8 protein-coding genes and 1 tRNA gene are annotated in these 15,058 nt (G+C 45.7%); all 9 read right to left on the bottom strand.

The window, feature by feature from the left end; genetic code table 11:
* Nucleotides 1–466: 466 nt before the first annotated feature.
* The gene (locus Q8M98_11800; GenBank protein ID MDP3115434.1) at nt 467–1,354 is read right to left on the bottom strand and encodes a tetratricopeptide repeat protein; all 888 of its coding nucleotides are present in this window, start codon (nt 1,352–1,354) and stop codon (nt 467–469) included.
* A gap of 33 nt (nt 1,355–1,387) precedes the next feature.
* Nucleotides 1,388–2,035: a hypothetical protein gene (locus tag Q8M98_11795; protein MDP3115433.1), complete on the bottom strand. Its 648-nt coding sequence runs from the start codon at nt 2,033–2,035 to the stop codon at nt 1,388–1,390.
* An 11-nt stretch (nt 2,036–2,046) separates the two neighbouring features.
* On the bottom strand, nt 2,047–2,700 hold the full coding sequence (locus Q8M98_11790) for a hypothetical protein (GenBank protein MDP3115432.1): 654 nt from the start codon (nt 2,698–2,700) through the stop codon (nt 2,047–2,049).
* Nucleotides 2,701–2,706: 6 nt separating this feature from the next.
* Nucleotides 2,707–3,720: a DUF5683 domain-containing protein gene (locus tag Q8M98_11785; GenBank protein ID MDP3115431.1), complete on the bottom strand. Its 1,014-nt coding sequence runs from the start codon at nt 3,718–3,720 to the stop codon at nt 2,707–2,709.
* Between the two features lie 18 nt (nt 3,721–3,738).
* Entirely contained in the window at nt 3,739–8,280 is a 4,542-nt protein-coding gene (locus Q8M98_11780; protein MDP3115430.1) for a NosD domain-containing protein, read from the bottom strand.
* Between the two features lie 8 nt (nt 8,281–8,288).
* Nucleotides 8,289–9,731, bottom strand: a complete 1,443-nt coding sequence (locus Q8M98_11775) for a T9SS type A sorting domain-containing protein (GenBank protein MDP3115429.1) — start codon at nt 9,729–9,731, stop codon at nt 8,289–8,291.
* Nucleotides 9,732–10,203: 472 nt separating this feature from the next.
* Complete coding sequence (locus tag Q8M98_11770; GenBank protein ID MDP3115428.1) at nt 10,204–13,320, bottom strand: T9SS type A sorting domain-containing protein; 3,117 nt, start codon at nt 13,318–13,320, stop codon at nt 10,204–10,206.
* Nucleotides 13,321–13,394: 74 nt separating this feature from the next.
* Nucleotides 13,395–14,429, bottom strand: a complete 1,035-nt coding sequence (locus Q8M98_11765) for a PorV/PorQ family protein (protein MDP3115427.1) — start codon at nt 14,427–14,429, stop codon at nt 13,395–13,397.
* Between the two features lie 194 nt (nt 14,430–14,623).
* A tRNA-Leu gene (locus Q8M98_11760) sits at nt 14,624–14,711 on the bottom strand.
* Nucleotides 14,712–15,058 lie beyond the last annotated feature (347 nt).

Raw genomic sequence — 15,058 nt, 5'->3', positions numbered from 1 at the left:
TAACTAATTAACTGCGTAAGGCACTATATATAGACGCTTCCTTCTTATGAAAAACGCGCTATGTGCTTGCCCCGCAATGCAGATGCTTTGATTCAAAGGATATGGCAGGCAGGGGATGGGGGAGGGGCGTGAGCGAGTGAACAGGTGAAAGCTGCACCCCATTGGGAAGCCGAACTCCGATTCGGCTGTGTTTTGCCAAGCTGTGAGGAATCGGAATTCCCCACCCCACCCCACTTCACATCTTCCCCCTTAGCATTACGGTATCAATACGGACTAAGTCCGTATTGACTCCGTAATGCTATTGGGGTACAGGTGAACAGGTGAACAGGTGAACGGGTGAATGCGGGCTCCAGCTCCACCAATTCTCAATTTTCAATTCTCAATTCTCAATTTGTCGCTCATCAATTCTCAATTTTCAATTCATTCAGGACGATCTACCAAATATAAAACGAGCTTGGAATATAAGCTACTTATCGCCGGTTTTATTCTTCAGAAAACGCTCAAAACGCCTTTGTGCCTCTTTTTCGGCATTGGTGATTTCGATCTCTGTCAAAGCTTTTTTAGCCGCTGCGATGTTTTGTGATAGTTCATCTGTCGAGGTGGGGTCGCACAATCTTACCAAGATAAAATTGACCAATGCTTCCTTGGGGGTTGGCTTGGTACCAGTGCCATTTAAGTATAGTATTCCCAGCGCGTGCAATGCGATCGGGTATGCTTGATCTGCCGCTTTTTCAAACCAAAAGAAGGCTTTTTGGTTATCCTGATCGACTCCGATTCCTTCCAGATAGCGTTTTCCGAGGCGATACTGAGCCCAGTCAAAACCTTGGTTTGCGGCATAAGAATACCATTTTTCCGCTTCGCGTGGATCGCGCTGTGTGCCTTTGCCCACGAAAAGACAATCTGCCAATATGTTCTGCGCCCAGAGATGGCCTTGTGCGGCAGCGGCGGAAAACCAATACACTGCCTCGACATAGTCCTTTTTCACGCCAGTGCCCAGATAATAGCATTCCCCCAGTTTGTATTGCGCATCCACATGGTCTTGCTCTGCCGCCATGCGATACCAATGCAGCGCAGCGCTTGTGTCCGCCACTGTGCCTTCTGCATAAAAATATGCATTTCCGATCTTGTATTGAATCTGGGGATCAGCTTTTACGGCTGCTACATGCAACCATTTGAGCGCTTCTGCTAGGTCTTTTTTAGCTCCCACGCCAAAATAATAACTGTCGGCTAACATGACCTGAGATTCATAATCTCCGGCAAGTGCTTTCTGTTTCAGCTTTCTGATTATCAGTCCTTCTGCTGCAAGGGATAGCATGATCCCTATCAACACGAGTAGCAATAACATACGTTTCATATTGTATCTCTCTTTTTCAAATTAGCCTGCCGTTCACCACTCATAGTTGATCTTCACCATTGGCGCGCTGTCCAATATATCAAAATAGACCTTCGCCCGCCGATCCTCAGAATGATAGCGCAAAACATCAAACCCGCTGATCAGATGATTCAGAATCAAGACGCCGATCGCCATTTTGCCATAATCCCGGAGATCCTGGGTTTTAATCCTGATCTGGCTGTATTGACCCCGATGCCCGGAAGAATCCCAATACCAGGCATAATCCTCGGGATAGATGTTTTCATCGATGTATTGTTGTTGCCCCGCGGGATCATTTGGATAGAGGTTTATCGCTCTCTGGCGGATCATGGCATTGTATCCGTTGGCTTCGAATCCGCTGCTGTTATAGCGGCTGAGGTCGCGGAAATACTGGTCTTCATAATCCCGGGGTGCGATGTGCGCGTGGCGGATGGCAAATTCGTAATATTCCTGCTCTCTTAGCTGCTGTTCTTGGTTGAGAACTATGAGCGTCGAAATGATCCCAACCTCGCTGGTCATCATTGCATAACCGTATGATTTGCCGTTTCTTACCTGGCTGAGACCAGGCACCGCTAACGACTGCAAAAACTGCAACCCCTTGCTCTGAGCGGAAAGTCCCAAAGCGGAGATCAGAATGAGGATGATGATGATGTTTCGTTTCAAGGCGCACTCCTTTAGAAGTCTATCTTACAATTGATCATGATGCCGTCCTCGCCGTGGGGACTGAAATACACATTACTTGCCTTGTTTGGATTTGCAGAGAGGATCGCCGTGTCGATCACGCTGACAGCCCGGTTCAAGAGCAAAATACCCAGGCTGAGATTGTTGTACATCTTGGCTTTCTGGCGATTGGTACGCAATTTGCGATACTTGCGAAATTGCTCGTCGCTGTCCCAGTTCCATGATTCATCTTCACCGTAGGTGTTGGCGGCGATGTATTCCGAGTAGCCATCCGGGTTATATTGATAGATCAGAAAGTAATTCCTCGCCATGAGCATTTGAAAGCGATTGAATTCTTTTGAACTGATATACTGCTGGATATGCTGATAATACCGTTCGTCGGTGTTGATCGGAACACCTGCATGGGTCAGCGCATATTGTTTGAAGCTTTTGGTGAGGTCATCCACCTGGGTCTGGGTGCCCAGAAAGGCTGAAAGAGATATCAGGTCAAACGTCAACAGCGTCATTCCACGTGCGCTCTTTCCCAATGCCAGTTCTCCGCTGCCGGGCAGAGCAGCAGACATTCCGATATAAGCAACGCGGGGCAGAGCCGAGATTTTGACCGCAAGGATCATGATCAGGATGCAGAGAAAGCGGGCTTTAGTCATACCGGCTTAGTATTTGAGGGTGAAACCAAGCATGGGAGTGAACTGATCGTCCCGCACGGTGGCATAGGGTTGAAGCTTGATGCCCGTATCCGAAAGGTACTTGCGATTGACCCGGTTGGCTTGCAGCACGGCATGCACGGCGCTGGTGATATGATTGAAAGCCAGCCCGAGAGTAAATAATCTGGCATGACCGTATTGGGTGTTAGCGTCCTTACGCATCTGGATATATTCTTGCCGCCAGGGTGTGGCGATCGCAGATCCGGGAGATACAGGAGAATCGAGGTCGTCGTTGAGGTAGTTTTCAATGCTATGGTTTCCTGTCCATCGACGCAGATGGATCAACTGGGGATCTGTGCTTCCCGTCCAGACCCAAGCTCCGACAAAGCTCTGCTCACCAAGCACACAATCTTGATCCTGAGTGGGATCGGTGGCGAAAGTATGATACCAATCCGCCCAACCAAAGACATATTTGTTATACTTGCCGATATCTTCATAGAAGTGTTGGGTGTTCGTGGCGTCGAGCCTGAAGAAACCGTCGTCGTAGATATCGTAGGCGTTCACGCTTTTGAGTATTTGTTGCACCTGATTCTGGTAGGTCCTGTTATAGCGTGTTCCAGTATAGGTATAGCTATAATCGACCCCATTGACGGTATAGTCGAAAACCTGCGTGATGATCTCACCATTGGCAAACTTTTCCAAATCCTTGGTTTTGCTGTTTCCCTGCGATGAAAAATAGACGATTCCGCCGATCATGGCGATCTCGATCACCGGGAAGCCCCAGGTCATGATCGCGCTGGGATCGGTATAAAACTGTCCCGCGCCCGGTAGGATGGCGGAATAGAGCATCGCCCGGCGCGCATTCTTCTTTTCAAAATTGAATCTGATGATATCGTTGTCCAGATTCTCGGATTGCTTTGATTTGTTGTCCTCTTCAAATAGCATGTCGTCGATGCCCTGTTTTTGAGCATACAAGCCGAGTCCGACTATCAGAACGAACAGGATGATGAGTGTCTTTTTCATTGTTATCCTCTTATTGCCTTATTTTATTAGCATCACTTTGTGCACGTTGGATTTCCCGCCTAATTCCAGACGGATGAAGTAAATTCCGGAGCCAACGCCACGGTTATTGTTGTCCCTGCCGTTCCACACAAGTTTATGGAAACCACGGGGCATTTCTTGGTCTATTAACTCTTTTACTCTTTGACCGCGGGTATTGTAAACAGTCAATTTCACTTTACCCGGAAGGGGGAGTGAAAATGTGACGGTGGTGGAAGGATTGAATGGATTGGGATAGTTTGATATATCAAGCTTAACCGGTGCGGGCGGGCAATAGTCAACGCTGTTGCTTGCTTTGGTGATGATTCTATTCAGTAGCATATCGATGCTGTGTCTGGCATCTTTAAGGGATGATATTGCTAAGCCGTTGGCAACATAGGACATTGAGGGAGGTGATCCCTTGCTCATATCGTCATAGTACATTTCTTGGAGAGTATAGGCTATATCGAGTAAACATAACAGCGAATCAATCTCAGAGACAGAAGCGCTTAACAGGTTGTCATATGATTGCACCGCACAGGGATACATGCCATCAAAGCGGTCGAGCATAATGTACTTCAATTCAGCGCTCTTGATCAACATGCTGTCCGAACAGACGGACAAATATGACCCATACAGATTTCTGAGATCACTGATCAAACTATCGGAAAACGCATATAAGGAGTTTAGTCTCCCCAAGCTTTGCAGAGCATACAAACTATCCGGCTCATTTTGAACAACGGTTTTATATAGCTGTCCTGAAAGATACAGATCGCCACTTTCCTCAGCGATCAAAGCTTGCCGGAAAGGATCATCATACCAGTTTACAAACGACTGATTGGGCTCAAGACTAAACGGCTCAAATATCACGTCCCAGTTTGGAGGATGAATCCAGTTGCGAATTTGACGAGAAGAGGTGGAGCCCCAATAGTTGTTTCTCGCATAAAACTGTTTGAGATTTAGCGAAGCGTTATGCAGGGAATAACCCAATCCATCGACATTGATGTCATTACACATACCATCCATTACCGGATATGAGTTGCTTTCAAGCATGATCTCCGGCCAAATGGTGCCATTTCCCTCGGAGAAAGTAATCAAATTGTGTTTTAGAACCGGCTCTGAACCGTTGATCAAGTAAATCCCGCCCTGGCTATTGTGGTATATGTTGTTGTGGGACAGTTTGGTATTGCTGTTGTACACAATGATGCCAATCTGATTTGCGGTGATCTCGTTATCTGCGATAACACTGTTGCTGACTGCATAGTTGTTTGAAATGACAATGCCGTTATGGTTTTGGTGGAGCAGATTATTCAAAATTACAAAAGTCCGGGGAGTCTCAATTGCCAATCCCTTGTCGCATCCCTTGATCTCACTATTGGAGATATTTGCCGTCCCTCGGACATGGATGCCGGTTACCGCATTTTCAATGAAGGCATTTTGGCAAGTCAGTATTCCAGTCCGTGACGTGGTGATACCACCCCAACGCTGATATGGACTGATGCTGCTCCTGGAACTTGTGTATCCGCCTCCGTCGATTATCAGCTCACCATGATTGAGGATTGCCGCTGCATCAGAAAAAGAGATCATACTGCCCGGATTGATAGCCAAACTGATCCCGATGCCAATTGATAAGGTTCCCGTGATTGCTATCTCACCATGCAATATGAGATCATTGCTCAGGAGAGCCTGAGGTATTGTCCCTTTCACAATTGTCAGGCTTCCGTTGTTCAAGCCTGCCGCGTTAAGCTCGTTCCAACTGTAGTTCACATAGAAATACTGGTCATCATAGGCCAATGAGTGAATAATATCTGTCGAGAAATACCGATAATCGGGATCATCAGGATGGGGTATTGGCTCAGGAATCACTGGTTCAAGCTGTGTTCGCATAATGGCAGTAAAATGATCTGGATTTGTCCCTGCTCTGACTACCTTAAACCTTGGGTATGATAGTGATGTACTATGATAAACAATATCAAGCGAGGTTCCAGAATACGTTGCAGATAATCCCCTATCATATCCAGAATACCGACGATAGAGTTCCTCTCCATTTAGAATTAGATTGTCCCCTTCAAGAAGAACTATTGATTTGTCTACAACAAATGGTTGAACATTAGATAGTATTGACAATGCAAACATTTTCCCGTTTGTTCCTATCACTTTGTCGCCAAATGTTAAATTCTGTTGAGATCCATTTGTGCATCCAAAGAAACTGGACACTGGCTGTATAGGTTCTAATCTTGTGTTTTGTGAGATTTCGACACCATATTTTGTCATTGGTTCATGCGTAATATTTTGAATAGCAATAGGATTGGTATCATCTTGAGGGATAACTATCATCATGAATGAAATATCGCCAGAATCAACAATTTCAGTCCTGCCTCTGGCATGCCCATATTGATAATTACTGCTGGGGCTGTCCGGGGTACTCGTAAACACCCAGGATGTAGGAAAATACCAATTATCAAAACCTGTCGATGGGTTGTCCATCTGGTTATTATAGACTCCCGTGGAACCACAGATCATATCAACTAAGATGCCTCCCTTGTTAATATTGAAGCCATATGGATTTTCAACAATTGGGGCAGATGTTTGATTAAAAGAACCAAACTGGTATAAATTGCTGTAATTATGGAGATTGCTATCCAAGGAATGAATGTCATCGTAAATCAGAAAAACATCTTCATGCCTCATAAACGAGCGTCGGAGCTCTGAGATAGGAGTGTTCGCATTAGCATTATCGTACATGATTCTTGTCCTGATCAAATCAAGATTCTCAGACCGTTGATAGTAATCTCTATAACAAGGATCCCGTACAATATCTTCAACATTTACAACGGTATCGCTGTAGTTGCCAAACGCACTAAACGGACGGTAAGTCCCCGTTATTCCTACTCCGGGCACATTATATGAACCATAATCCCAATAGTATTTATTCAATTCCCATTTCTCTTTGACTTCATCTGGATCAATCACTATCATGTTATGGGCATATATCGATCTCATCCATTCTCGGCCGTAGTTCCAATTATTTAAATCATTCGCGATTGCTGCAGGTGGCAGCTGTGAATTGGTGTTTACAACCCGATATCCTGGATCAATCAGAAAAGGCATTCCTTTATAGTAAAACGAGTAACTGAGATGATCAGATTGTCCGTGGTAAGGCGAAAAGCTGTTTTCATGCAAAATACACATCGATGCGGCGTTTTTGAATTCTGATAAAGTTGTTGTAAAATCTCCACTGATTGGCTTTCTGAGAATTGAGTATTCACTATTCGAGGACGAACCTTGCCTGATAAACTCTGGAATATAATCAAGACTACTTATTCCTGGCGATACACTCGGATCTGAGAGATACTTTGCCAAGATATAGCTCCTACATGCGTCTCCATATGATGCATAACTTGATGTCGGCTTGCTTTTAACGTACCAGGCGCACTTGTTTCGTACCTCTTGATTGTTGCTGTTGTTATAGTAGAAGAAAACAGGACTGGGATTAACAGATTTCCTACCCCAATCATCGTTATAAGGCCAATCTGCTTCTGTTGGAGTCACCTTTCTTGTTAAATCGTTTATCCAAGATACAATGTATTGGTTATTGTAATAATTTACGTTTCCATTAGATAATCTCCTGTATGCAGTAAAAAATGGGCAGAGCATTTGAAGCAATTGACCTTGGTAGCCCAAGCTCTCAAAATAAGCTCCTGAATTGGTCGTATGAAAAGCAAGCATGCCCTGATACTGCTTGTCTGCAGGAAAGGTGTATGGTATCGGTTCATTTAGCAGAACATTATTGATGTAATCCAAATGTCCATTCATTTCGTTTACCAACGAAGGCTCAGACTCCCTCAACAGCAAGGCAGCAAGTCCCATAGCTCCGAACATTTGGAGCCTGTATTGGATGATACTAAAAGCGGGATACGCATAACTCACCGGAAGGTTTTCTTCCCAACGTTTGTTTTGAATACTGGATAAGTCATTGTATGAATCTATAGTCTCCACAGTTAAGTGAATGCTTGCCAGCAATATATCCCTCAGCTTCAATTTTGCTGAATCGGGGACAATGCTGGTTGGAACGTAAGACAGGCAATCGTACAGCATTGCGGCGTTGATTGTATAATATGTTAAGTGCAAAGCCCTTGCATCTGCGGGTTCACTTGTATTTCTGAAATAGTATAATGCTGAAACTGTATCTGATGGGACATATGACAAATCGCTAAGAATATTGTTGATATAATTTAGATTATTACTTTCTTCAAACATAGCTTCATTTAGCCTTAGGGGCAAATTGACTGCATCATTCATTTTACTGATCGTATCTGGCACAGCTCGTGTCATGCTTAGATTAGCATCATCTTGGATCAATATACTGTTTGACTCCGACAGATTATCGATGTAGGGGTCAAAGAAAGTACTTGCAGGAGATGCCGAGCTTCTCATTGCCGCTAAAGTCGCAGCATTAATCGTTATCGTTCGGTTGATTACATAGACGGCAAAAATGGAACTCATCATTCCAAGTAGATAACACAAAATGAACAGTCGTTTCATTTTTCCTCCTAAAATGTTTTACATATTTTTGTTATATGGGTTTTGCTATTAGCCAAGCGTAGCAAGTAAATACCATTGGAACATTGGTTTCCTAGGTTGTCCTTACCGTCCCATTCAGCTACACCTCTGGTCAGCATCAGAGATCGCACTAACTGACCTTTGATGTTGAAGATATCAATGGAGTTTTCACAAAAAACGGGCTCATTATTTTGCCCGATTTTGATGTTTATATGATCCTTCATCGGATTGGGATAGGCTGATAAAAAGTTTACTGGCGGAGTTTGTATTTCATCCTCCGCTGGCACCTGCCCATTCGGTAGTAGCTTGATAACTACCTGCTGTCCTGAATTCCCCCATGCCCAACACACACAGCTATCCGAATCAAGGCCAAGCAATGCTGTTGATGGAAAACCAAATCCATCCCATAAGTAGGGGCAGCTATTGTATCCTTGATAATTCCAAACCCAATATATATCTCCGTTATAATTCAGTTTAACCAACACGCCATTTGTTGACAGATAACCACAAATATAGAGACAGTCTGCCCCAAGAATCATCGAATCAACGTCGGATATAACATTGTTAGTTATTAAAAAAAGTGGCTCAAACAGACCACCTTCAAATCTGTTTATGTGAACGTTCATGTTTGGGAACTCACCCATACGATATGCTACAATGTATGATGGATTATTATCTTCCCTACAAATAGAAACTACATAAAAATGATCATTTCCTGGTAAGTTCGTGCGATTAACAATAGAGCCATTTTGATTTATCTCAAGAATAGTTCCTAAACCAGTATACAATGAACACGTTACAAGAATATTTCCATTGTCTTTCATAGCAAGATCGAAAGCCTCGGCTACCAGATATTGACTCCCCTGATCCACAGTCCAGAAGGCAGTGGCAAGTGTATCTCCAATTGCAGAAAAGCGAAAATAACAAGCGGAAGATACATCGTACCATTGTGATGCCTTGCCGACCGCGACAATCTCATTGTTTGGGGTGCGTAGCGCTTTGTTGAAGGTAATTCCCACAATGGGAATCTCAATAGGATTAGATAGGAAATTGATTACTCCAATACTGTCTATCGTCCCCAATTGAATATAGCTGCCCCCAAAATATGTGGTTATAAAAGTCACTTTATCCTCTGCATCTATATCAACCCCTGTTATTGATATAAAAGGATATACTCCAGGGTATATATATCGTCTCCAGAGCAAATTACCAAGAGGATCGAGCTTAGTAATAGCAATAGACATATAATGAAATTCTTCGATATCATCTGAATTCCCTAAAACCACCACGCTGTTATCGGAACAGACATATATTGACCTTGAGGCATATACGGAATCGAGTTCCTGGGTATAGACATACCCGCTCTGGGCAAAAGCCATACCGCAGAGTAGCACTACAAACATTGTACCAAGCAATCTTAGTGACTTTAACATCGCAGTTTCTCCTTCATCATAACATCTCAGCTCCGGACGATCTTAGTTCGGAGATCATAGTTATCTAAAACGACACTGTTTTTTACTAATGCGATCTACTATTGTCATGTCAAGCATGGTATGGGGTGGCAATTTCCGATTTGCCACAGCCGAATCGGAATTCGGCTTCCTGCTTGCGACATGAAACGCTTGACATGACACTAGTGCGTATGATCTGATCCATGTCTGTCCCCATAACAGGCTGCCAGTAAACAGTAAGAACAATATCACCTTACGCATGGTAATCACCTCGCTTCACTATATGTTTTACACTACTCGATCTTGATTCTTTCCCCTTTATAAGATCATCATTTGACTTGATCAAACAAGTATTATTTTTGAATGTCTGTCTCAGCAAATTGTCAACTCGCTATTTATAAATGTGCCATCTTCATTTTCTTAAACTCACTCTCCCTGAATTAGTTTAGTATGATCACTTTTCTATGGCAAATTTGATGCGTTTGCTTTTGTTTCCGCTGCGAACGTTCAGGATATAGACTCCGGAGGCGAGCCTGAGGGAACTAAGCTGAATATCCCGCAGCACGGTAGCATTAGCATCGATGTCATGGCTTTCGATTCTGAGACCGGACACGTCAAAGATCGATATCTTGATCGGTCCGGTGGCGTTTTCAAGACGCAGGCGATAATCGCTTCCACGCACTGGATTGGGATAGACATAAGCATTAAAACTTGTGGCGGAAGCTGTTTCTTCATGCAGATCACCTTTGAAGACGCCAGATTCGGCATTGCGGAAACCATTCCAGCGGATGGGGTTCTGCGGCATGGAGACCTGATGTATGTGGACGTTTGCTTCCAAATCGGAATAATACCAGTTCAGCCTGCCGGAGACAGGTTCCCAGAAAAAATAGTCTTGTTTTTTTACGTTATGGGGGATCAGCGAGCGTGACCAGGAAATCTTCGCTTCCGGCGTCAGAGCAAGGTATCCCTTTGACAGGATAGGCAAATAGATGAAATCCCCAAGCGCGTAAACGTGTGCCATGCCGGTAAATGTTCCATTGGGGTATATGTATGGGAAAGCGCTTAAGAAGCTGCCATCGGATTTGATCGCGTGGGCGCGTTTGCCAATGCCGAAAAAGATCACCGGGGATTGAACGCCAAACTTGGTGATGCCCATTTGTGTGGGGGTGACAGTGCCTGGGTTTGAGAAGATACGGATCAAATCCACCTCGTTGAAACGATAGATGTTCCCCGCGTTGGACATGATGAAGAGGTATCTCGTGGAACCACTGATTTCGGAAAAAGCCACAGGTTCATAATCGCCGAAAGCCTCCGAGAGTGATAGCTCACGCATTAGCTGCATATTAAGCGGATCTATCAGAACCAGCTTATTTAAGGTCAGGACCGCAAGGGCATGATCGTGATACATGCTCATGCGTTTGATACCCGGTAGCGGGATATAATCTACGATGGCATTGTTTTGGATTTTGAAAAGCGTCTGCGGAGTGGATGAAAACACAGCATCGGCAAACGTTAGCGGAGCACAAATGATATTATCCGGAAACGTGATCGGAGACAGGCTGAGCGCGTCATCCCAAAACTCGATGAATTTCAGGCAATTATCACTAACCGCGATCAGTTCTTTGAAGCTGTTTTGGCTTTGATTGCTTACCGTGATCGGATAATCATAAGGTTGTCTGGAAAAGGGAAAGGCACCAAATTGATCCGCCCAAGTGTTGCCATCAAAGCTGAGCAACGTGATCCCGTCAAAACTGATCAAGGGTAGCTCTGCACTACTGAAACTCGAATTGATCACCGGTGCTGGGATGGTGGGACCATTTCCGGTGGCGATCAACTGGTGATTTTCAAAGAAGCCGCTTTTGAGTTTGAGGCTCATCGTTGCCGCGGGATTGCTGATTTCCGAGAGCCGGTATAGCGAACCCACACCTTTGCTATCGATCAGCGGCGGATCCGTTTCGCTGGAAAGCTCGCTCTTCCATGGTTGCAGCGACCAGTTCACAAACAGCCCGTTGCTATCGAGCACGGGTTTGAACTTGTGAAAATACTCATACTGGGTGCCGGTCCAATACCAAGACCACTCATTCCCGATATCCGGTAAAGCATCCGCTTCGATGATCTTCACTCCGCGATTGTTGTAGGAACGATTCACGCTGTTGTTGTCAAAATTGGAAACCCATGAACCGTCGGACAATACAACGCCCTGGTTAAGAATCACGTCGTTGTTGATGTGCCAGACGAGGATGCCGCCACCGATGGCGGAGCCGTCCGCTTTTTGGAAGGATGGTAAAAGGTAATCATATTCATAGGATGGATTGTTGTTGGGATCGCCCATCGGAGTGGGGTAGAGGATCACGCGGCTGTCCAGAGTTCCAAACACAGCAGTGCCGCCGTCTCCATCGGGATCGACGTTGCGGTTTTCAATCAGGACATATTCGTCGGCAGAGAGCGGTAATTTGAGAATCTGGGGTTTGATATTGCCGGAGCTTTGTTTCAAGCTGCCGGCGCTGAGCTGCAATGGCAAAAACAGCGATACCTGATCGATGTCCTTCAAATAGCCTGTTTCGGAGAAATGATTCCCAAACATCAGCACTTTGGAAAATGCTCCCGGCAACGTTGGCAAAGCTCCTTCGATCATGATCAGCGAACCGTCGCTCAGTTCGTCCACCAACACACCGGAGCCGCCGCTATCCATGATATCGAAAACTCCCACCATGGGCTGAAAATTATAGACGTTGTATAGATCAACCAGACCGACTGAATGACCAAATTCATGCGCTATCACTGCGTTGAGAGCACCGTAGCCACTATGTATCGTCACATCTCCGCTTTGGTTCGTGCGGAAATCCTGTGAGATCGTTGCGGGAACGTTGCAGGCATGAGAAATCAGCGTAGTGCCGTTATCGACGACCGCTTCCTTGCCATCGCCCACGCGAATATAGAAAGAAGGCAGATCCGAAGGAGTGTCGCCAAAAACGTCATGCTGCCAGTCCGAACCGGCATGAATGATCATATAGTGTGAGTAGGCGCCGAATTCGATCTGGGGTGTAATATCATCCGCTAATTCAAAAGAAGCTTTGAAATACTCTTCCATACGGGAAACAAAAAGAGCGCTGGAGGCTCCGGGCGGATTGTAGTATCCCATCGGTTGCGGCAAAGTATATGCCGGTCTGTCTTGTGGAAAGACGTCGTATTCAAGATCAAAATAGCCGTTTGAGGCAGCCAGATAATAATAGCGCAAAGCTTCGAGATTTGCCTCAAAATACTGTCTGTCATGCGGTGGGCTGCCAATGGAATATAAGTATGAGGGAGCGGGTTCAAGCTGGAATTTGCCGTTGCCGGTAGTATTGGCGTTGTCCGTCAGTTCCTCTTGAAAATCGATCAGGATCACGAGCAGTTTGTTGAAACCGGTTTGTTTCGATCTATCGGGAAGATCATTTCTGAATTGTCTGAGCAGCGGTGTGTAGTGATGGATTTTGGGCGCAGGAGTTTGACCGTGTTTTTGGAGGATCATCTTATTTGCGCTCAAAGATCCGACCACTATAAGGAGGAGGACAAGCAGCGTTGCTTTCATTTTTTTTTACTGATGATCCGCCTCCCCGAAAGAGCTTGGTGCTCTTCGGGGAAGATGATCAATCTATTGTATGATTAGAAGTTCAGACCGAGCGAGAATATTTGATTCCAGGGGGTCAGATCACCGGCAGTGATCAAGGCAACATCAGCGGAGAGCTTATAGCGTTTGTCGAAAGTGTATTGCAAACCGACGCCAAAGCTGGGACCGACGATGCTGCCGGCGCTGTCGATAAAATATCCACCGCGTAGCCCGATCAGTTTCAGGTAGGTGTATTCCGCACCAAGTCCATAGATTGTTTCGTCGAAATGTTTCCATCCGGTGATGAAACGCTGGAGCAGGGGATCTTCGTTGGCAAGGAACTTGCTGGCTTCGGCGGATACGATCAAACGGTTGACCTCATTATCAAACGCCGTGTAGCCAAGACCGGCACGGAAGGTCATTGGAACGGGATCGGCTTGGGATTGATCGACGAAGGTGACGTCAGGTCCCGCGTTTTGAAGCACGATCGCCGCGTCCAATCCAGGGATAACCAGGTTTTTGAATTTTGCACCGAGGTCAAAAGCAAACGCAAAAGCGCTGCCTTCGTCTTCGGTGTTTCCGGTTCCGGGTCCGAGATAGCTATAAATCAGCTTGAAATTCCCGCCCACACCGAGGGTACCTGGGATCACTTCATAGCTGTATCCGAGCCCTCCAGCGAAATCAAAACTGCTGAATACGCCCAAGGGGTTGCCATCTTCATCCATTTGCATTTGCGTTCCGGCGGTAAGCAGGGTCAGGTTCACGCCAAGGTTTCCCACTCCGTCAAAGTACTGGTTCCAGCCCAAATATTGATAATACATGTCGTCAAGTCCAGCTCCAGAGCCTTGTAGCCAGGGAATGTGGGTGCCGGCAAGCTGGGTTTTGCGGTTGAAAGCTGTCGCTCCGGGATTCCACCACCCGGCATAAGCATCATCCGCGACGGCGGAATAGGCTCTACCCATGGCGTTTCCGCGTGCGCCAGGCTCGAAGGTTAAAAATAACAGGGATGCCTGTGAGATCGCTCCCAAGGCATAAGGCAAGGTCATCAACGCTACCAGCGCGAAGAAGATCAGTTTATTGTGTCGGAACATTTGGCCTCCATTATTAGAGAGTTCATTATATGCGAGGGCAGTAAAGCATACCCCCAACGATTTTACTATTGTGTGCTTATAGAAACCCTGACCATGGGAGTGAAAAACCCAAGCAGATCTGTGCACAACACGACTTATCCATAGAATATCTTTTGCAGTCAGAGCAATATGATCGGCATAACTCCTTATTTTCTTGGTGCCGAAGGCCGGAATCGAACCGGCACGAGCGCAAAGCCCGGTGGATTTTGAGTCCACTGCGTCTACCAATTTCACCACTTCGGCACACTTTGAACTCATTTTAAGAATGGCTGGTCTTTGTCAAGAAAAAAGCGCACGGAATGCGATAATTCGTTATTTTAGCCGATTTAGGTCTATAAACAGAGATTGTATTTGCGGAGAGGGAGGGGTGGAAGAGATGAGAGATGTTTGTCTGTGAACAGGCGAACATGTGAACATCCAAGCCCGCAGGACGGGTATGAAACGCCACCTCATGATAGGGGTAGGGGAGTTATCCATTACTGGCTCCCCTCCCTCCGAACCGTACGTGCGGTTTTCCCGCATACGGCTCTCCAGAAAACAGGTATCTCATGTAAGAGACCGGCATAATTCACTGTGGGCTTCGGTTAATG

The organism is Candidatus Cloacimonadaceae bacterium (assembly GCA_030693415.1).
Classification (GTDB): Bacteria; Cloacimonadota; Cloacimonadia; order Cloacimonadales; family Cloacimonadaceae; genus JAUYAR01.
This window is presented reverse-complemented; position numbering and strand designations above follow the sequence as displayed.

Excerpts from the sequence above, each read along its gene's own strand:
- Q8M98_11790 (MDP3115432.1), bottom strand. The coding sequence starts at position 2,700 with ATGACTAAAGCCCGCTTTCTCTGCATCCTGATCATGATCCTTGCGGTC.
- Q8M98_11785 (MDP3115431.1), bottom strand. The coding sequence starts at position 3,720 with ATGAAAAAGACACTCATCATCCTGTTCGTTCTGATAGTCGGACTCGGC.
- Q8M98_11765 (MDP3115427.1), bottom strand. The coding sequence starts at position 14,429 with ATGTTCCGACACAATAAACTGATCTTCTTCGCGCTGGTAGCGTTGATG.
- Q8M98_11770 (MDP3115428.1), bottom strand. The coding sequence starts at position 13,320 with ATGAAAGCAACGCTGCTTGTCCTCCTCCTTATAGTGGTCGGATCTTTG.
- Q8M98_11800 (MDP3115434.1), bottom strand. The coding sequence starts at position 1,354 with ATGAAACGTATGTTATTGCTACTCGTGTTGATAGGGATCATGCTATCC.
- Q8M98_11780 (MDP3115430.1), bottom strand. The coding sequence starts at position 8,280 with ATGAAACGACTGTTCATTTTGTGTTATCTACTTGGAATGATGAGTTCC.
- Q8M98_11775 (MDP3115429.1), bottom strand. The coding sequence starts at position 9,731 with ATGTTAAAGTCACTAAGATTGCTTGGTACAATGTTTGTAGTGCTACTC.